14 protein-coding genes are annotated in these 19,499 nt (G+C 64.4%); 5 read left to right on the top strand and 9 right to left on the bottom strand.

What is annotated here, in order from left to right; genetic code table 11:
* Nucleotides 1-70: 70 nt before the first annotated feature.
* The gene (locus AC0L2O_RS15100) at nt 71-991 is read left to right on the top strand and encodes a LysR family transcriptional regulator (protein WP_409191800.1); all 921 of its coding nucleotides are present in this window, start codon (nt 71-73) and stop codon (nt 989-991) included.
* A 14-nt stretch (nt 992-1,005) separates the two neighbouring features.
* Here the strand turns inward: AC0L2O_RS15100 and AC0L2O_RS15095 are convergent, their stop codons facing one another.
* From AC0L2O_RS15095 to AC0L2O_RS15085, 3 genes are read right to left on the bottom strand one after another with little or no spacing between them, the layout of a single operon-like run.
* The gene (locus AC0L2O_RS15095; RefSeq protein WP_369720900.1) at nt 1,006-1,788 is read right to left on the bottom strand and encodes a fumarylacetoacetate hydrolase family protein; all 783 of its coding nucleotides are present in this window, start codon (nt 1,786-1,788) and stop codon (nt 1,006-1,008) included.
* A gap of 12 nt (nt 1,789-1,800) precedes the next feature.
* Nucleotides 1,801-3,168, bottom strand: a complete 1,368-nt coding sequence (locus AC0L2O_RS15090) for an LLM class flavin-dependent oxidoreductase (RefSeq protein WP_473370270.1) — start codon at nt 3,166-3,168, stop codon at nt 1,801-1,803.
* A gap of 21 nt (nt 3,169-3,189) precedes the next feature.
* Nucleotides 3,190-4,242 carry an Ldh family oxidoreductase gene (locus AC0L2O_RS15085; RefSeq protein ID WP_369720902.1) on the bottom strand — a complete coding sequence of 351 codons (1,053 nt, stop codon included), beginning with the start codon at nt 4,240-4,242 and terminating at the stop codon, nt 3,190-3,192.
* A 297-nt stretch (nt 4,243-4,539) separates the two neighbouring features.
* On the opposite strand from AC0L2O_RS15085, the gene AC0L2O_RS15080 reads away from it, so the two are divergent.
* Nucleotides 4,540-8,655 carry a GAF domain-containing protein gene (locus tag AC0L2O_RS15080; RefSeq protein WP_473370269.1) on the top strand — a complete coding sequence of 1,372 codons (4,116 nt, stop codon included), beginning with the start codon at nt 4,540-4,542 and terminating at the stop codon, nt 8,653-8,655.
* On the opposite strand, the gene AC0L2O_RS15075 is transcribed toward AC0L2O_RS15080, so the two are convergent.
* From AC0L2O_RS15075 to AC0L2O_RS15055, 5 genes are all read right to left on the bottom strand, one after another.
* On the bottom strand, nt 8,629-8,970 hold the full coding sequence (locus AC0L2O_RS15075; protein WP_473370268.1) for a hypothetical protein: 342 nt from the start codon (nt 8,968-8,970) through the stop codon (nt 8,629-8,631). The genes AC0L2O_RS15080 and AC0L2O_RS15075 overlap by 27 nt on opposite strands.
* A gap of 215 nt (nt 8,971-9,185) precedes the next feature.
* Complete coding sequence (galE, locus tag AC0L2O_RS15070) at nt 9,186-10,178, bottom strand: UDP-glucose 4-epimerase GalE (protein WP_473370267.1); 993 nt, start codon at nt 10,176-10,178, stop codon at nt 9,186-9,188.
* Nucleotides 10,179-10,195: 17 nt separating this feature from the next.
* Complete coding sequence (locus tag AC0L2O_RS15065) at nt 10,196-11,002, bottom strand: WecB/TagA/CpsF family glycosyltransferase (RefSeq protein ID WP_369720905.1); 807 nt, start codon at nt 11,000-11,002, stop codon at nt 10,196-10,198.
* Nucleotides 10,995-13,265 carry an exopolysaccharide transport family protein gene (locus AC0L2O_RS15060; RefSeq protein WP_473370266.1) on the bottom strand — a complete coding sequence of 757 codons (2,271 nt, stop codon included), beginning with the start codon at nt 13,263-13,265 and terminating at the stop codon, nt 10,995-10,997. Before AC0L2O_RS15060 ends, AC0L2O_RS15065 begins: the two co-directional genes overlap by 8 nt.
* A gap of 312 nt (nt 13,266-13,577) precedes the next feature.
* Complete coding sequence (locus tag AC0L2O_RS15055; protein WP_473370265.1) at nt 13,578-14,363, bottom strand: class I SAM-dependent methyltransferase; 786 nt, start codon at nt 14,361-14,363, stop codon at nt 13,578-13,580.
* Between the two features lie 424 nt (nt 14,364-14,787).
* On the opposite strand from AC0L2O_RS15055, the gene AC0L2O_RS15050 reads away from it, so the two are divergent.
* A complete protein-coding gene (locus AC0L2O_RS15050; protein WP_473370264.1) occupies nt 14,788-15,816 on the top strand; it encodes a glycosyltransferase family 2 protein in 1,029 nt (342 codons plus the stop codon).
* A gap of 11 nt (nt 15,817-15,827) precedes the next feature.
* Here the strand turns inward: AC0L2O_RS15050 and AC0L2O_RS15045 are convergent, their stop codons facing one another.
* Nucleotides 15,828-16,781: a glycosyltransferase gene (locus tag AC0L2O_RS15045; protein ID WP_473370364.1), complete on the bottom strand. Its 954-nt coding sequence runs from the start codon at nt 16,779-16,781 to the stop codon at nt 15,828-15,830.
* Nucleotides 16,782-17,030: 249 nt separating this feature from the next.
* On the opposite strand from AC0L2O_RS15045, the gene AC0L2O_RS15040 reads away from it, so the two are divergent.
* On the top strand, nt 17,031-18,098 hold the full coding sequence (locus AC0L2O_RS15040) for a glycosyltransferase (protein WP_409191805.1): 1,068 nt from the start codon (nt 17,031-17,033) through the stop codon (nt 18,096-18,098).
* 39 nt (nt 18,099-18,137) lie between these two features.
* The gene (locus AC0L2O_RS15035; protein WP_473370263.1) at nt 18,138-19,490 is read left to right on the top strand and encodes an O-antigen ligase family protein; all 1,353 of its coding nucleotides are present in this window, start codon (nt 18,138-18,140) and stop codon (nt 19,488-19,490) included.
* Nucleotides 19,491-19,499 lie beyond the last annotated feature (9 nt).

Below are 19,499 nucleotides of genomic sequence, written 5' to 3'. Positions count from 1 at the left end.
GCGGCTCATTTGCAACCCGGATGTAAGGCCGCTTTGCGCGCGCGACTATTCGCGATAATGTTGACGGGCTATGAAGCAGAACTTCACAGTCAGGCACGGTGCGCTGGACGGCGTGGAGGCGTTCCTCAGTGTCGCCCAGCACCGCAGTTTCCGCCGCGCGGCCGCTGAACTCGGGGTGACGCCCTCGGCCATCAGTCAGGCGATACGCGCGATCGAGGCGCGCGTCGGCGCGGCGCTGTTCATCCGCACGACCCGCAGCGTCGGTCTGACCGAAGCCGGCGAAAGATTCCTGGCGCGCGCAAGACCTGCCTTCGAAGAACTGATCGCGGCAAGCGGGGCGGCCCGTGAGCTCGGACAACGGCCGGCCGGTCTCCTGCGACTGACCGTACCGCGCTCGGTCGTGCCGATCCTGCTCGAGCCGCTGGTCGCATCGTTCTGCCAGGCGTTTCCGGAGATCGAGGTGGAGCTTGCCGCAAGCGAAGAAATGGTCGATCTCGCAGCCGGAGGGTTTGATGCCGGCATCAGGATGGGCCAGTTCATCACGCCAGACATGGTCGCGGTGCGGCTGACCAAGCCGCTACCTCTCGCCATCGTCGGCAGCCCGGCCTACCTCAGCCGCCGCGGCCGGCCCGAGCGCCCGGACGATCTGCGTCAGCACGCGTGCTTGAGATTGCGACGATCGAGCGGTGCGCTCGCACCATGGTCGCTCAACGACAACGGTCGTTCGATCGAGATTGCAGTTTCGGGACCTTTCATCGCCTACGACTTTCCCACGATGCTCGGGGCCGCGGTCGAAGGCGTGGGTCTTGCGCAAGTGCCGGCACCGCTGGCCACGGGCGCCGTCACGGAAGGAAAGCTCGTCCGCGTGCTGGAGCAATTCGCGCCGATGACACCGGGTGTGTTCCTGTACTATCCCGGCAATCGACAAATCATGCCGAAGCTGCGCGCCTTTATCGACCATGTGAAGGGCCGATCAAGCGCCACGACTTGAGGTGCCGGGCGCCACTAGCCCTCCCGCACGAACCTGTTCCGCAGCGTGCCGATACCGGTGATCTCGATCTCCACGACATCGTCGTGCTTGATGTCGGGCGAGGCGCCGTCCGTGCCCATCCAGATCACGTCACCGGGCCATAGCGTAAAGTACTTGGTCAGCTCGACCAGGAACGGCACCACGCCGAAGATCATGTCGTTGGTGTGGAAGCGGTTGGTCTCCTTGCCGTTGACCCGGACGATGGTCTCCATCTTTTCGAGATCGGCATCCGTCTCGATCCACGGCCCCATCGGCTTGAACGTGTCGACATTCTTCGAGCGCCACAGGCTGCGATCGGCCTTCTGCCAGCTGCGCTCGCTGACATCGTTGCCGATGGTGTAGCCGAACACGCACGCCATGGCGTCGGCCGCGGTCAGGTGCTTGACCTTCCTGCCGATGACAACGACGAGCTCGCCCTCGTAGTGAATCTTCTCCGTCGCAAATGACGGGATCACGACCTCCTCGTCATGTGCGATCAGCGCGTTCTGCGCGCGATAACCGATTTCGGGCCTCTCGGGCACGGCAGGCACCTCGCCGCGCTTGTCGGCGGCCTCCTTCAGATGCTTCAGATAGTTCAGCCCGACACAGTAGAAGGTGCGCGGGATCAGCGGTAGCTCGATCTTCACCTGCGACAAGGGAAGCACGCGCGAGGTGCGCCGCCATTCGCCAAAGGGGTCGCCATGGACCGCGATCACCTGGTCGCCTTCGACGATGCCCCAGGAGGTCTCGCCCGACGCCGTGAATTTCAGCCAGCGCATGTCATGTCCTCGCTATTCCGCGGCATCGCGCGGTTGCAGTTTCCAGGCGCCGGCAGCCGGCCGCATCAGCCCAAGATTCTCGCGCAGCGTCTTGCCGCGATAATCCTTCTGGAACAGGCCGCGGCGCTGCAATTCCGGCACGATATGCTGGACGAAATCGGCATAGGAGCCGGGCACATGGGTCGCGGCGATGACGAAGCCGTCGCAGCCGCGCTCGACGAACATCTGCTCGAATTTGTCCGCGATCTCCTTGGGCCCGCCGACCATCGCATCCTGGACCTGGCCGCGGCCGGAGAAGGTGACGAAGTCGCGGGCGCTCGGATTGCTCTTGCCCGAATTCTTCAGCACGCCGTCGCGGATACCCAAGATGCCCTGCATGCTCTTCAGCTCTTCCGTCGTCAGCGGCTCGTCGAGATCTTTTGAGGCAAAATCGTAGTTGAGGGCTTCCGCAAGCAGCGACAGCGCGTCGATCTGGAGCGGCAGCTTGTTGATCAGCGCCATCTTGTCTTCGGCTTCCGCCTTGGTCGCGGCGCAGACCGGCGTCGTCAGATTGCAGAGGAACATCGCTTCCGGATCGCGGCCGGCTTTCGCGGCTTCGTTGCGCACGGCGGCATAGCCCTCCTTCGCCGCGGCAAGGTTGCGCGCGGCGGTGAAAATCACCTCGCCCCAGCGTCCTGCGAAGCGCTGGCCACGGCCGGACGCGCCGGCCTGGATGATCACGGGATGGCCCTGGTCCGAGCGCGGCACGGTGAACGGTCCGCGCGACTTGAACGCCGCTCCGATGTGATCAAGCCGCTTCACCTTGGACGGATCGGCAAAGCGGCCGCTTTGCTTGTCCATGATCAGCGCGCCGTCTTCCCAGGTGTCCCAATGGCCGAGCACCACTTCCATGAATTCGTCGGCGCGGTCATAGCGGGAATCGTGTTCGGGATGAGAGTCGCGGCCCATGTTGAGCGCCTCGCCGTCGTTCAGCGACGTGACGACGTTCCAGCCCGCACGCCCGCCCGACATCAGGTCGAGCGTGGCAAAGCGCCGGGCGACGTCGAACGGCTCGTAGTAAGTGGTCGAGCAGGTCGCTCCCAGTCCGAGCTTGTCGGTGACGAGGCCCATCGCCGTCAGCACGATCAGCGGATCCATCTTCACGCAACGGATGCCGTATTCGACGGTGTGAGCGTGGTCGTTGCCGTACCGGTCCGGCATCGCCAGGCGGTCGTCGAAGAAGGCCATGTGGAATTTGCCAGCTTCGAGGATCCTGGCGATCTCCTGATAATAATCCGCAGACATCGAATCGGCGCGCGAGTCGGGATGCCGCCAGGAGCTCGGCAAATTCGTGCAATTCTGCGCCTGAAGGAATCCGACCAGGACCATCTGCCGATTCATGCTGCTGTTCTCCGAATCCCATCAACCCAGATCGAGAATTGTTTCCAGCCTGTATTCACGCGCCAATCCGCGCAGCTTGTCCCAGGTCGCATCCTCGATCTCGATGCCATCGCGCAGCCGCTGCTGCTCGCGCAGGCCCTCGATCTCGCCGGGATAGAACACGCCCTTGCTGCCCTCGGACGGCGGCGTCGATTTCAGATAGCGCGCGAACTCCGCGACCTCGCGCTTGAACTCTTTCAGCGGGCGGAACGCGGCGACGTTGAACACCGCCATGAAGCATCCGTCATTGTGCCGGCCGGTCGGCTCGACGCCGAACCCGAGACCGGTGAGCAGGCCGCAGAGCACCTCGACCATTGTGGCCAGGCCGCTGCCCTTGTAGCCCTCGCTGCCGCCGAGCGGCAGCAGCGCGCCGCCCTTGCGATATTGGGTCGGGTCGGTGGTGTGGCGTCCGTCGGCATCGATGATCCATCCGGCCGGAATCTCCTCGCCGCGCGCGACCGCGAGCTGGATCTTGCCGGCCGCGACCGCCGAGGTCGCCATGTCCAGATAGAAGGGGGCCTCGAGATCGGACGGCACCGCGATCGAGATCGGGTTGGTCCCGAGCCGCGCCTCCTTGCCGCCGAACGGCGCGACGTGCTTCGGCGAGCGGCCGGAATCCGCCGTCGCAATCCCGATCATGCCCTCGCGCATCGCCATCAGCGGATAGGCGGCGAGCCGGCCGACATGGCTTTGCCGGAATACGGTGCAGGCAGCCACGTTCGCCGTCTTCGCCTTTTCGATCGTCAGCGCCATCGCCTTGGCGTTGACGTGGAAGCCGAAACCCCATTGGCCGTCGATCACGGTCGTGGTCGGGGATTCCTGCACGATGGTCCATTTGGCGCCGGGAACGATATGTCCGGCCTTGATGCGATCGATATAGACGGGAACCGCGATGATGCCGTGGGAGTCGTGGCCGGCGAGATTGGCGTTGACGCAGCCGACGGCGACCGCGTCGGCTTCTTCCTCGGAGGCCCCCGCAGCCCCGAGCAGCGCCGCGCCAATGCGCGTCAGGCGTTCGGCGTTGACGATCGGCATGGCGCTTCCTCAGGTCTCGCCCTTGGCGGGCTATCGTTCGTTGGAGGCCATCGTCTCAAAGCACAGGTGCGATATCAATCTCCTGTAAACCAATACAGGGCTGCAAATTCGTAAAGGGAGCGCGTCTTCGGCCGAAACCGCCATCCGGTATAGCGGGATTTCCGACAGTTTCGCGACAGCTGTTCGCAGCTGGTTCACTTTGATTGACGGTTTGCGGGGGCCAATAACCACCACTTAGGCGATCGGCTTCATAAAGCTACCCGGGAGAAATGGCAGAAATGCCGGGGAGTTGAGATCGTGCAGACGACCCTCGCGCGCACATTTGCAGCGTTGAGCGCCATCAACGAAGCTATCCTCTACGCGAAGTCTCCGGACGAGCTGTACCAGAAGGTCTGCGACGGCGGGTTTTCGAGTGGGGACTTCATGGCTGTCGCCGTGTTCCTGGCGGAGCCGGATGGCCAGCGGCTGCGATTTGCGGCCGGCTGCGGCGACGACATGGCGCGGCTGCGTGCGATCAAGATCACCACGGAGGCCGGCACGCCGGAGGGATCGGGCGTCGGCGGCGAAGCCTTTCGCAGCCAGAGGATCTGCATCAGCAACGATTACCTCAACGATCCGCGCTCGCTCGCGTGGCGCGAAGGCGCGGTTGGGGCCGGTGTCGGTGCAGCCGCGGCGCTTCCCCTGATCTGTGGCGGTCGCAGCATCGGGGTGTTGTTTGTGACGCGCTCGGGGGCAGGCACGCTCGACGAGGCGATGGTCTCGCTGTTCGAGCGGATGTCGAGCAATATCTCACATGCGCTGGAGAATTTCGCGCGCGAGACAGCGCGCCTGGATGGCGAGCGGGCAGTGCGGCGGCTCAACCGCATGTTTGGCGCCCTCACTGCGACGAACGAGGCAATCCTGCACGCCAGCACCGACCAGGATCTATATCAGCGGGTCTGCGACGCTGCTGTGTATAGCGGCAAATCGCTTGCGACTTTCGTCCTGCTGCGCGAGCCGGGTTCCGAATGGCTGACCCCGGTGGCAGCGACCGGACAAAATCTGGATCTGATCAAACACTCGCGCTATTCGATCGATGCTGAGAGCCCCTACGGCAGGGGCATCTCCGGTGAGGTGTTCCGGAGCCAGAAGGCGATTGTCGAGGACGACCTCGTCAATCGTACCAAGGGGACGACCTGGGAGCAGACCAACGTCAATGCCGGCGCCGTCGCCTGCGTGGCAGCTCCGTTAATCAAGCGCGGCACCAGCATCGGCGTGCTGTTTTTCTTCGTGAGCAAAGCCTGGGCAAAGGACGAGGGCATTGTCGCACTGTTGCTGCGCATGACCGAAACCGTATGCTTTGCGCTCGAGAACTTTGACCGCGATAAGGAGAAGGCCCAGATCGCCCTGGAGGAGGAACGGCTGGCGCGCATGTACGCGGCGCTAAGCGCGACCAACGAGGCCATTCTGCGGGCAAAGTCGCGCAGCGAACTGTTTGATCTGGTTTGCGAAGCCACGGTGCAGGGCGCGAAGTTCGCCTCGACCTCGATCGCGTTGCTCGACGGCGACACGGGGCTGCTTCGCGTTGTCGCATCCTTCGGACCGAACGCCGCTGAGGTACGAACCTTCAGATTGCCGGTCAGCGACAAGGTGCCGGAGGGTCGTGGGCTGACCGGCACTGCGTTCCGGACGCGGCAGCCCTGCATCAGCAACGATGTTCTGGCCGACGTCCGCCTGAAGCCCTGGCACGCCAGCGCGCGTCGCAACGGCATCGCGTCGTCGACCGCCCTGCCGCTGTTCAACGGCGACCGGGTCGAGGGTGTATTCCTGTTCAACTCGCGCGAGCGCGGCACTTTCACGGACGAATTCGTCGAGCTGTTGCGCAAGCTCCAGGCCAACGTCGCCTTCGCGCTGGAGAATTTCGATCGGGCCGATGAAAAAGCGCGGGCCGACAAGCAGCGTGACCGCCTGAGTGGCATGTTCGAGGCGCTGAGCGCCACCAATGAAGCCATCATGCGTGCCAAGACGCGCGAGGAGCTGTTCGAGGTCGCGTGCCAGGCCGCCGTGCTCGGCGGGGTGTTCGCCTCCGCGACGATCGGGATTTTGGACGACAAACGTGAACTCGTCCGGGTGCTCGCCGTGAAGGGACGCCTGCAGGAACGAATGGTGGGGCGCACCTGCCTTGTTTCCGCCGACCATCCGGAGGGCCAGGGAATCATAGGGATGTCGCTGCGGACCCGCCGGGCCAGTGTCATCAATGATTATCAGAACGATCCGCGGTCGGTGCACTGGCATTCCAAGGCGATCGAGGATGGAACCCGGGCTGCTGCCAGCTTCCCACTGCTGCGGGCCGGCCACGAGCCGATTGGCATCCTGCTTTTTCTCGCACCGGAAGAGAATACGTTCACACCCGATCTGGTCGAACTGCTCGGACGCCTGGCTGAAAACGTCTCTTTCGCCCTCGACAATTTCGATCGTGCCGAGGAGAAGGCCCGCACTGAGGTGCAGAAGGAACGCCTGACGCGAATGTTTGCGTCGCTGAGCGCCACCAACGAGGCGATCATGCGGGCGAAGTCGCGCGCCGAACTGTTCGAGCTCGTCTGCCTTGCAGCCTCGAATGGCGGAAAATTCACCTCGACCGCCATCGCGCTCGTCAGGGCAGATAGCGACCAGCTGGAAATCGTCGCCGACGCCGGGCCTGCGTCCGGCACCACGCGCACCGTCCGCCTCTCCATCGACCCCGATCGCCCGGAAGGTCGCGGAATGAGCGGCACGGCGTTCCGCACGCGCCAGCCTTGCATCAGCAACGATTATCTCAACGACGATCGCGTTCGCGCCTTCCACGCCATCGTACGGGGCGACGGGGCGCGCTCGGGCGCGGCATTCCCGCTGGTCGCGCACGACCAGGCGGTTGGCGTCATGATCTACCTGTCGGCGGAGCCTGTCGCCTTTACCGACGAGTTCGTCGAACTGCTGCAGCGTCTCGCCGAAAACGTTTCCTTCGCGATGGAGAATTTCGATCGCGCCGAGGAGAAGAACAAGGCTGACGAACGGATCGAGTATCTCGCCTCCTATGACAGCCTGACCAACCTGCCCAACCGCGAGACCTTCAATTCCGTGTTGCGCGCGGCAATCGATGCGGCGGAGCGCCATGACCATCGTTTCGCGGTGCTGTTCATCGATCTCGACCGGTTCAAGGTCATCAACGATTCGCTCGGCCACGAGGCGGGCGATTTGCTCCTGCTCGAAATCGCCGACCGATTGCGCGGCGCTCTGCGGGCAAGCGACGTGGTGGCGCGGCTCGGCGGCGACGAGTTCGTGGTGATCCTGGACCAGTGCGGCGCGATCGACGACGTCCAGCGCATCGCGACGGAACTGCTCAACGTGCTCGCGAAGCCGATGGAGCTGGCCGGCCATGAGTGCCATACCACCGCCTCGATCGGCATTGCGATGTATCCGGCCAACGGTGCCGACGCGTTGACGCTGACCAAGAACGCCGACATGGCGATGTATCTCGCCAAGGAGGACGGCAAGAACGGCTATCGCTTCTTCTCCAAGGAAGTGAAGACGCAGTCGATCGAGCGGCTCTCGCTCGAAAGTGCGCTGCGTCGAGCGCTTGAGCGCGGGCAGTTTTCGCTGAACTACCAGCCCAAGGTGGACATGGTAACCGGCCAGATCACCGGCGTGGAAGCGCTATTGCGCTGGGCGCATCCCGATCTCGGCAATATCTCGCCGGCACAGTTCATCCCCCTCGCCGAGGAAACCGGACTGATCGTGCCGATCGGCCGCTGGGTGCTGAAGGAGGCCTGCGCGCAGGCCATGGCCTGGCAGCGACGCGGCCTGTTGCCGGTATCGATGGCGGTGAACCTGTCGCCGCGCCAGTTCGTCGACGAGCATCTGTTGCAGGATATCGACGAGGCTCTCGCCGCAAGCGGCATGTCGCCGGTGCTGCTCCAGCTCGAAGTCACCGAGAGCATGATGATGCGCAATGTCGGACGTGCGATCAAAGTGCTCGACGCCATCCAAAGCCGCGGTATTCGCCTGGCGATCGACGATTTCGGCACCGGCTATTCGTCGATGTCGCTGATGAAGCATTTCCCGATCGACACCATCAAGATCGACCGCTCCTTCGTGCGCGACCTGCCGCAGGACGCGGAGGATCAGGCGATCGCACAGGCGATCATCAGCATGGGCAAGGCGCTCGGCATGACCGTGGTCGCGGAAGGCGTCGAGAACGCCGAGCAGGAGGCGTTCCTGCGCACCCATGGCTGCGACGAGATGCAGGGTTTCCTGATCTCCCAGCCCGTGCCGGCGCGGCAGATGGCCGCGCTGCTGCGGCCGATGGTGCCGCCCGAAGCGCCGCCGCTGCAGCCGGAGACGGATCCCGCATTAAAGGAAGCCGTGCTGTCACGGCTGAAACGTGCTGTCGTCTGACGGCTGCGGGTGCAGCTCGCGGACATCGTGTTTCTCGACCTCCGCTTTGCGAGGAAAATCATCCGGCCAGGACGGCGAGGTCTGCTCGGCGAACAGCGCGAGAAGAACATGCGCAGCTTCGGCATAGGTTGAGCCGTCGCCCAGGCCGAGCTCACGACACCAGGCGTGTCGCATCGGCTCGTGCGCGTCGAACACCGCCATCGCCGGGCCCCACCACCAGGCCGGTGCCGCCGAGCGTTCGTCCTCCGGCACGGCGTGCCAGACAACGAGTTCGTCCATGACGCGCTCGAATTGCAGGCTTGCGGCCTGATGCATTCGTTCTCCCAGAGTCGCGCCTGAAAGCAGGTCGATGCGCGAACTCGATTGTGGTCTTCGCTGTGAAAAAATGGCTCGCTAGAGGTTGAGCCAGACGTGCCGCTTCCATCGGCGGCCAGACAAGGAACGCGCGGCGACCGGGAAAGTTGCCACGCCGACTGTCACAGTCTCTTTAGCAGCACGCGGTCCCGATCGGCAAGGCGCTATTCGGGAGTCTAATGCGGCCTTCGCGGATGTGCCTTCTGGTGCCAGGCCCAGGCGGTGCGGATCACGGTGGCCAGGTCGGAATGGCGCGGCACGAATTTCAGCACCTTTCGCGCGGCGGAGGGGTCGGCGACGAGATAGGTCGGATCGCCGGCGCGACGTGGCTTGATGGTATGCGGCACCTCGCGTCCGGTCTCCTGCCGGATGGCTGTCAGGATCTCGCGCACCGAAAAACCGGTGCCGGTGCCGAGATTGAAGCTGCCGCCGGCTTGTCCCTGTTCCAACAGCTTCAGCGCGGCGACATGCGCCGCGGCGAGGTCGGTGACGTGGATATAGTCGCGGATCGCGGTGCCGTCGGGCGTGTCATAGTCGTCGCCGAACACGGCGAAATCGACATGGCCCTGCAGCGCCATCATGGCGCGCGGAATGAGATGCGTTTCGTTGTCACGCAGCTCGCCGATGCCGCCGGCCGGATCGGCACCGCTGGCGTTGAAATAGCGCAGGCAGAACGCGCCGAAGCCATAGGCCGTGCGGTAATCGGCGAGCATGCGCTCGATCATCCACTTCGATGCGCCGTAGGGGTTGATCGGTGCGCAGGGAAAATCCTCCGGCAGTTCCTTGGAATCGGCGTTGCCATAGACCGCGCCGGTCGAGGAGAACACGATCCGGTGGCATCCGGCGTTGCGCATCGCCTGCAACAGCGACAAGGTGCCCTGCACATTGTTGACGTAATATTTCTGCGGGTCGATCATGGACTCGCCGACGAGGCTTGCGGCCGCGAAATGCATCACCGCCGTGACCTTGTGGTCCGCGAATGCGCGCGCCAGCGCCGCGCCGTCGAGCAGATCGCCTGTCACAAGCTCTCCGGCAACGAAGCTGCGATGACCTGTCGACAGATTGTCATAGACGATGGGCCGGTAGCCGGCAGCGGCCAGGGCGCGGCAGGCATGCGAGCCAATATAGCCCGCGCCTCCTGTGACGAGGACGGTCGGCTGATCGGTCATGTCGATTTCTACTCTTCTCAGCGATTGAAGGGCTTGTTGCGGCGGAAGAGAAGATAGATCGCGCGGGGGTTGGTGGTCAAATAGCGCCAAAACAGGCGGCGCGGCTCGAGCCAGGTGCGCCAGGCCCATTCCAGCGCCATTTTCTGCATCCATCGCGGCGCGCGCGATCGGCTGCCCGACAAAAAATTGAACAGACCGCCGGATGTTTTGATGACGCCGACATTGGTCAGAAGCGGCGTGAATTCCTCGACGAACGCCTGCTCGGAAGGAACACCGAGCGCAACCCAGAGATAGTCTGGCGCCAGCGCATTGATCTCTTCCACTTTGGCGCGGAGCGCGTCGCCACGTAGATAGCCGTGGCTGAATCCGACGATCTTGAGTTTCGGATACAGGTTCTGGATTTTCCTGACCGCCGCCGCGTTCTCTTCCTCGCTGGCACCGAGCATGTAGAAGCTGCGGCCGGCGGCTTCTGCCTTGCGCGCCACAATATGGAACAAGTCCGTGGTCGCGACGCGTTCCGGCAGCGGAAACCAGGACTGCAGTTTCGAGGCCGCCACCAGCGGCTGGCCGTCGGCGTTGATCAGATCGGCGGCGCGGAACAGGCGCTCGGTCTGCGGCTCGGTCGCGCAGCGTGCCAGCACCTCGCCATTGGCGGACGTCAGGAACAGCGGCCGGCTGATGCGATGACGCGGGTCGGTGGCCTCGATCATGAAATCAGCGGTAGCTTCGAGGTCGAGCGCCGCCATGCGAAGTCCGCCGACGGTGATCCGTGGCACCTCGGCGGTCGCGGCCCGTCCTTCAAGATTGACGCGGCGCTCAAGCATATTGTTTGCCTCGCTGGCGCGTTTGGGCTGCGGGGGTGAGTTCGTCGAGCATCACGCCGACGAGTTTGCGTTCGGCGTCGCCGAGCGCGGCCAGGATCTCTTCCATGCTTTCGTTGATATCGAGGTTGGTCGGCAGCACGGCGACCAAAGCATCGGCGTTGTCGAGCAGCTTGCGGCCGGCGGCCGAGAACGGCATCGCCGGGCCGTCGAGGATGACGAGATCATAGCCGGCGGCAGAGCGCGCCTGCGCGATCGCCTTGCGGATCGTGTCCGTCACCTTGGCGGCGTCGCCCTCGGCAGCCGGCAACACTGTGATGCCGTTGACGGTTCCGATCTCGCGCGCGAGATTGCTGCCGATGGAGAGCCAGCCGAGCTTGTTCGGCTCGGTCTTGCCGGTGCGGTTGACCTTGTTCGAGAGCATGTGGGCCTGAGGGTCGGCGTCGATCATCAGGACGCGGCTGCCGTCGCGCGCGGCCGCGAGCGCGAAATTCAGCGCGGTCACGCTGCGCCCGACGGTCTCGCCGGCGCCGACGAGAGCAATCACCGGCATCGCCTTGCCGGCGCGCCGTGTTACTGCGGCGCGCATGTCGCGCAAGGCGTTGAGCAGCGTGGTCAGCGGAAATCCGGGGCGCAGCGTCGGCCAGCCCAGCCGGGTGAGATCGACGCTGCCACCGGTGGCGAGAATGGCGCCGAGCGTGCGGATGACGTCGGCTTCCTGGAGCCGGGCGATCACCGGCTTTTCGACCAGCGAAAGCGGCGGTGGAGGCGACGCGGCGATCGCCGGATCCTTCGACATCACGGGCTCCGGCGCGCGCTCACGACGCCTCGGCTGGGGCGCGCCCGCGAACAAATGCTCGGCCGCGACAAACCAGCAGGCGGCGGCAAGCCCACCGAAGATGAAACCAATCATGGCGAACAGGCTCATCGCCGGTGGGAACGAGCGCCGCTGCGGCACCGTGGCCTCGCCGATAATTCGGGCGGCCGAGGTGTTGAGTGTCTCCTGCTCCTCGGTCTCGCGCGAGCGCTTGAGGAAGGATTGATAGACATCGCGGCTCGCATCGGCCTCGCGCTCGAGCTCGCGAAGGCGCACCGCGGCCTGGCTGAGCTGGACGCTCTGCCGCTTCTGCGCTTCCAGCGCCCGGTTGAGCGAGGCTTCGTAGTCGCGGGCGCGCGTCAGGTCGTTCTTAGCGGACTGGGCGAAGCGGTCGATCTCCTCGCTGATGTTGCGCTTGAGATCCTCGACCTGCTTCTCGGTCTGGCGCAGCGCCGGATGGCGCGGTCCGAGCTCGGCGGTCTGCTCCGCATATTTCTTGCGGGCGTCGGCATATTGCGCGCGCAGGTTTGCGATCGTCGGCGATTGCAGCGCTTCGGGGATCGCGCCTGCATCCGCCGCCGTGCGCTTGTTCGCCTCGATCTGGTCCAGCCGCGCCTGCGCATCCATCGTCGCCGCGCGGGCCGCGGAAAGCCGCTGGTTGCTGGAAGAGAGCTGCTGGTCGCTGATCAGCGCGTCCTGGGTGCCGACGAAATTGTTCTGGGCCTTGTAGGTGGCAAGTGCGGTCTCGGCGTTGCGCAGTCGTTCGCGCAGTTCCTTCAGCCGGCCGGACAGTTCGCTGGTGGCGCGCCGGGCAGCCAGCGCCTGCGAGTTGCGGGACTCCGTGAGGTAGGTATTGGTCAGCGTATTGGCGAGCATGGCTGCTTTCGCCGGATCAGTCGACCAGACCTCGATATCGACGATGAAACTCTTATCGGTCTTGCGGATCGTGATGTGCTTGTTCAGCGCGTCGAGCGCCGCGAGCTGCACGTCCCGGCTCTCCGCGGGGGAGGGCGCGCGGGGCTGCAGTCCGATCAGGCCGAGCAGCGACGATGTCGCGCTCTTGCCGCCTCCGCCACCGAATTCGGGATCCCTGTCGAGATTCGCCTGCTCGATGACCCGCAACAGCACGCTGTTGGAGGTGATCAGGCGCGCCTGACTCTCCACCACCATGGACATGCCGGAGACGTCCTGCGCGCGCGGCGTGAGTTCGCGGTCGACGAGCTGGAGCTCGCGCGGATCGACATAGAGCTGGGACGTCGCGGTGTAGCGGGAGGTCAAGCCCTTGCCGACGGTGACGGCAAGGCACGCGCCGATCAGGGCCGCGGAGGCAATCGCGATCTTGCGCCGCCAGAGCAGGCTGACGAGCTCCAGCACGTTGAAGCCGGCCTCGGACCCCCGCTGCGGGGCCTCCGACCTGCTCCGGTCTATTGGCTGGTTGTAGTCAAGCATGATCCCCAGCTTCCATTCCAGCTGCCGCGGGCTGAGGGGTTACTCTTCGCTCTACGCCACACACCCGGGATATAGGTGTCCAATCAACGCAACAGGGAAAATTAACCATACTCATTGAGGGACTATTCACCGAAATGGCAAACAAAGCGTTTAAGCGCACCGCGCCATTTGCCGCGTCATTGTGACCGTTCCGATGCGCAGATCCCTCGCTGATTAACGGTTCGTTACCACGCTTGCCGCCTGGCACGCGCGCGTCCGCCTTCGCAGCTGGACGGCAAAGCTGCTGGGACCATGGCTGCGCACGCATGGCCGTTAGTGTTTTCGCAGGATGACGTGATAGTCGCCGCGGCGGACGTCGGTGCCGCGCGGAAGCACCGCGTTCAGCACGGCGGCGCCAGCGTCGACGAGGGCGGCGAACAGCGGCTTGCGCTGGCGCATCTCGGGATAGCGCGGGCTTTCGACCTCGCGGCGGTAGATGGTCTCGAGACCGTTGGCGGCCGCAAATGCCTCGAGCCGCGACAGCGTCACCAGGGGATGGAAGAAGGTCGGGAACGGCGCCTCGCCGGGTAGCCCGGCGGTCTTGATGCCGCGGATGTGCCGGTAGAACCAGACATGGAACCAGTGCGGCGAGTATTTGGTGACGACGCCGGACAGCGAGCGCGGATTGGGCGCGCCGATCAGGATCATCCCGCCGCGCTTGAGCGCGTCGCGGAAGTTCAGCAGCGCCGCCTCGACGTCGGGCAGGTGCTCGATGACGTTGTAGCAGATCACGACGTCGAAGGTGTCCGGACCAAAGCGATAGGTCTGCACGTCGCCGAGGATCGCCTCCTGTGCGTAAACGTTGTTGCGGATCTGGTCCTGGTCGATGTCGACGACGGTGACGTGGCTGCGGCTGAGCACGTCGACGGGCAGGAAGCTGGAGGAGCCGCCACCGGCTTCGTAGGTGGCAACGGGGCCTTGCGGCAACTCGCGGCGCAAGACGTCGTGAATGGCAAGCAGGCTGTCGCGGGCTTCGCCGGGGACAAGCTCGAGCAGCCCCCCGGTCTGCACCGGAGTCTGGGTAGCTGTCGCGAAATCGATCGTGGCTGACTTGTTCATGTCTTTTGACCGCGCTTGTTCGACTCAAATTTACAGGCAAGATCCCACATGCCCGAAGAGCAAATCTGATGCCGCATCGTGTCACCGGTCGCGGTGCTTACGGTCGGGTTAATGTGCCCTCGCGTTAACTACGGCATCGTCCGTGTCGCACCTCGCGGGCGCTTTGGACTGCGAATTGCAGTATCACACTTGAAGAAATTCGCCGGGAAAACACGCAAAAGCAGTTAAGCGCATCATGGGACCTCTGCATCGTCGGGAGACAAGCTGTGTGGCGCGGTTTCGCGACTAAAGCCCGCCACCCATTTCGGGACGGATCTGTCCCGCGGCGCTGTGCCGTCGCGAGACGGCGCCGGTGCATGCGATCGGCGCAAATCCCTTTCTGGTGCAAGGCCTTTTTCAACTTATCTCAGGCATCTAAGTCGCCATGACGCTGATCCCGATCGATTTGTCCGCCAGCCGGATCTCGGATGCCGTGCGTGATCCCAACCGGGAGATCGCCGCGAGCTCGCGCGTCATTGATCTCTCGGTCGGCATCGTCGTCTGCATTCCCTGCTTCCGCCGCCCCGACCATCTGCGGCTGACGCTGGATTCGCTGGTCGGTCAGCGCACCCCGCGCTCTTTCGCCGTGGTCATGGTCGAGAACGATGCGGCAGGGCGCGCGAGTGCGCCGGTCGCTGCCGAATATCTCGCCGCCGGCAAACTCCAGGGGATCTGTCTGGTCGAGAAGCGGCAGGGCAATTGTCAGGCGATCAACGCCGCGTTCGAGACGGCGCAGGCGCTGTTTCCCGCCGCGACCTGCTTCCTGATGATCGACGACGACGAGATCGCTTCGCCCGACTGGCTCGAGCTGATGGTCCGTACCGCGGAGGCGACCGGTGCCGACGTGGTCGGCGGACCGGTGCTGCCAGTGTTCGACGACGACAGCCAACCCTGGCTCGCGCATCATCCCGCGTTCTGTCCCGCTTACGATTACACCGGCGCGGTGCCGCAGATCTACGGCTGCGGCAATTGCCTGATCACGCGCGCCGCGTTCGAGCGGCTCGGCAGTCCGGCTTTCGATTTGCGCTTCAATCTCCTCGGTGGCGGCGATTGCGATTTCTTCTATCGCGGCCGCAATGCCGGCTTGACCTTCCACTGGACGGCGGAAGCCGTTATCACCGAGACGGTGCCGCAGAACCGCACCAGCCTCGGCTGGATCGCCAAACGGAGCCTCCGCATCGGGGTGATCAACTATCGTGCGCAGTCCAAAGCCGCGCAGGGCGCGGGCGCGCGGGCGCGGGTGTTTGCGCAGACCCTGGGACGGCTGCCGCTGTCGCTGGTACGCTCGGCTCGCCTGCTGACGTCATCGAAAGCGATCGTCGCGATGCACCCGATGCTGGTGGCCGTCGGCTCTGCACTCGCGGCATTCGGTTACGATCCGAAGCCCTATGAGGCCTCGAAGATCGTTTCCTGACGCGTCAGCCGCTAGATTCCGAAATAAGCCAGAACGATCTTGATCGCGGATCGTGGTATCGCCCTCGGCGATCGCCGACCGATCATGCCGAGATAGGCGAGGGCGTCGCGATACCGGCCGAAGCGGACCGCCTGTGTCGCCGAATAGGTCACGAGATGAATCTCGGCCGCCTGCCGCAGCCGCGATGCGGCATTCGCGGGCAGCCTGGACAGGATCAGCTCATCGCTGAAGACGCGCGCGACCGCCGGAACGAAATCCTGCGGCGTCCGCATGGCGGCGTTCATGGTGTTGGCCGTGTGCAGCCGATAATCGAGCAGAAGCTCGGGCACGAACGCGAATTCACCGAGCGCCGCGAGGCGGCACCAGCAATGCCAGTCCTCGCAATATCGCAGCGAGACGTCGAAGCCGCCGGTCGTTCGGAAGGCGTCGGCGCGCACGAGCATGATTCCGCCATTGACAATGAAATTGCCGCCGGCGAGCCGCGCCAGCACGTTGCCAGAGGGCTTGCGGCGCCCCTTCAGGAGGCCGCGGCGGCCGATCGGGCGGCCCGCGCTGTCGATCGTGTTGTAGTCGCCGTAGGCCACCACCGCGCGCGGCGCGGCCTTCGCCGTCACCAGCAATATCGCAACCGCATTGGGTCGCAGCCGGTCATCGGCATCGAGGAACATCAACCAGTCCCCGCGCGCGCCTCGTGCGCCGAGATTTCGCGCAGCCGACACGCCGCGGGCATCGTTCATGATCAGGCACAGCCGTGGATCGCGGACGGCCTGGACGATCGCCACGGTAGCATCGGTCGAGCCGTCATCGACGACGATCACCTCGCAGACATCGGTTTGCGCCAGCGCGCTTGCGATGGTTTCGCCGATATAGGCCGCGGCATTCTTCGCGGGAATGACAACGGACACCACAGGCGGCATCGCGCGCGCACTCGCCGCCGCGGGCGCGGCGGCGGATGCATCGAGCATGGCGTCGGTGAGGGTCAAGCGATGGCTCGTCGTGTTTAAGGATCTGTTAACCAGGCTGTCGGCAATCGCAGTCTGGGCTGGCGCGGATGATACCCGCATAACGATCAAATCGTTGTCGCGAAGGCCGTCGCGTCGTCGGTTTCGTCAATTAGCGTTAAACCTGTGGCGCTATGTCTGTCGCAGCCTTTTCAGAGGTGCGACAGCCGGTCTCGTGCGAGAATGCAGCTGTTGATGCCGCGGATGGACCCAGTGCCCGCAAAGACATTCGACTACGATCCCGACGCCATGATCCTCAACCTGTTCTACGAGGACAAGGACGATCGCTGGTTTCCCGGCGATCGTCATCTGCGTCGCATGGCGCGCAAGATGCTGTTCGGCGAGCCGCGGATGAGCGGGCAGCTGCGCGTGTTCTTCAATCTCTGTGCGGGGCTCGACCGGCTCGGCATCCGCTATCGCGTCAACGATTACGGCTACATCGCGCAGCACCCGGAGGAAGTCGCCTGCATCCTCGGCCGCGCTTTCCTGCTCGACAAGTTTGCATGGAAGAACCCGATCCTGCTTGGCGTTTGTGCCTATAACCATCCGTTCGACGATCCCGACCTGTTCAAGCGGCTTCCAGTCCGGAAATTCCTGGTGCCCGGTCCGTGGTATGCCGAGATGTACCGGGCCCATTGGCCTGAGACGGAAGCCTGGCCCGTCGGCATCGACACTGATTTGTGGGCGCCCTCCCGCCCGGGCGAGAAAAACGTCGACGTCCTGCTCTACGACAAGGTCAGCTGGGACCGGGAGCGTTACGTGCCTGAGCTGGTCGAGCCGGTCCGCGCGCGCCTCACCAGGGAAGGCCGTTCGTTCACCGAGCTGCGTTACGGCAGCTACCAGGAGGAAGACTATCAGGCCGCGCTGCGACACGCCCGCGCGATGATTTTCCTGTGCCAGAACGAGAGCCAGGGCATCGCCTATCAGCAGGCGCTGTCCTGCGGTGTGCCGGTGCTTGCCTGGGATCCCGGTGGTCCATGGCCGGATCCCGATTATTATCCGCACCGGGTGCGGTTCGAGCCGGTGTCGTCGGTACCCTATTGGGATGATCGCTGCGGGCTCAAATTCACGGACCGCCCCGGCTTCGAGCACCGCTGGACCGATTTCTGGGCCGGCTGCACCATGGGCAAATTCGATCCGCGAGGCTACATCCTCGACAATCTCACGCTGGAGCAGCGCGCGCTGCAATATTACGAGATCGCGCGCAGCGTCGCGCGGCAGAGCCGGGTTCCTGCCGCTTCCGGCGTGCTGGTTGACGGATGGTTAACGGGGATGGGCTAGGCTTCCGAGGTCCCGCATCGTCCCACCCGGCCTTGAGGCATGGATCGCAGCGTCGCAGACATGACTGACGTCGAGGCCCGCTCGGTCGGCCATGCGCTGCGCGACGAACTGGCGAGGCTCAACGTCGTGAGCGCGGCGCGCTGTCTTGTTGCCGTCGCTGCCCTGCTTTTGGTCCTGATAACGCTCGATCCGTTTCCAGACTTGCGCAACCCCGACGTCGCCACCGTCGTTGGCGGACGATTGGCGACGACCTACATCTCGTTCGGATTGCTCGCCGTGGTCGCGGTGCTGCTCACCTTCACCACCGACGCGGCCTCGCTCAGAAGCCTGGTCACGCCCCTGCATCTCTGCCTGCTCGGCTGGATGCTGATCGATCTCGCATTTTCCGAGAACCGCGAGGTCTCAACCCAGCGCTTCGTGCTCGCCGCCAGCGCAACCACGCTCGCGGTCCTGCTGCCTTTGCTGCCCCCGACGCAGCGGAGCTTCACTCTCTGTCTCGGCGGCGCCGCGCTGGTGCTGCTGATCGTGTGCTATCTCGGCGTTCTCTTTGCCCCGCAATATTCGATGCACAGCGGGCTCGACATCAGCGAGCCGCAGCTTGCCGGCGACTGGCGCGGCAGTTTTGGCCACAAGAACACCGCCTCGCCGGTCATGAGCATCCTGGTCTATGTCGGCATTTACCTGTCGGCCGTGGGCTCCTTCGTCATGGGGCCTGCTATCGCGCTGCTTGCCGGCATCTTCCTGGTCTTCACCGGCGGCAAGACGTCGTCGGTTCTGTGTCTTGCCATCTATGCCCTGGCATCGCTGGTCTACGTCACCCGGAGCCTGTGGCTGAAGCGGATCATCTGCTTTGGGCCGCTGATCGTGATGAACCTGCTGACGGTTGGCAGTGTCATGAGCCCGGTGCTCGGCAGCATCACGCGAGCGCTGCCGGTCGATCCCACTTTCACCGGCCGTTCCGAGGTCTGGGAGTTTGCGCTCGCTGCCGTTGCGGAAAAGCCGATCACCGGTCACGGCTACACGGCGTTCTGGGACGGCGTGACGGAGCGGCAGACCACCCAGGGATCGGAATGGGCGGTGACCGCGGCCCACAGCCACAACAGCTGGCTCGACGTCGCCGTCAACATCGGCCTGCCGGGCCTGCTGCTGGTCGTCCTCATCTTCGTGATCGGGCCGCTGCGCAATTTCCAGCAGGTCCAGGCCCACAACCGCAGCAACGCGCTGGGCAAGCTGTTTCTGACCATCTGGCTGTTTGGCCTGTATTTCGGGACGACCGAGACCTTCCTGCTCGAGCGGCAGAATCCGGTTTGGTTCATGTTCGCGCTTGCGGTCGCCGGATTGCATTTCCTGGCCAGATTCCAATGCGTCGCGCCAATGGAACCCGCTCGCTGACAACTCGTC

It is taken from the genome of Bradyrhizobium sp. Kon10 (assembly GCF_055807395.1).
This window is presented reverse-complemented; position numbering and strand designations above follow the sequence as displayed.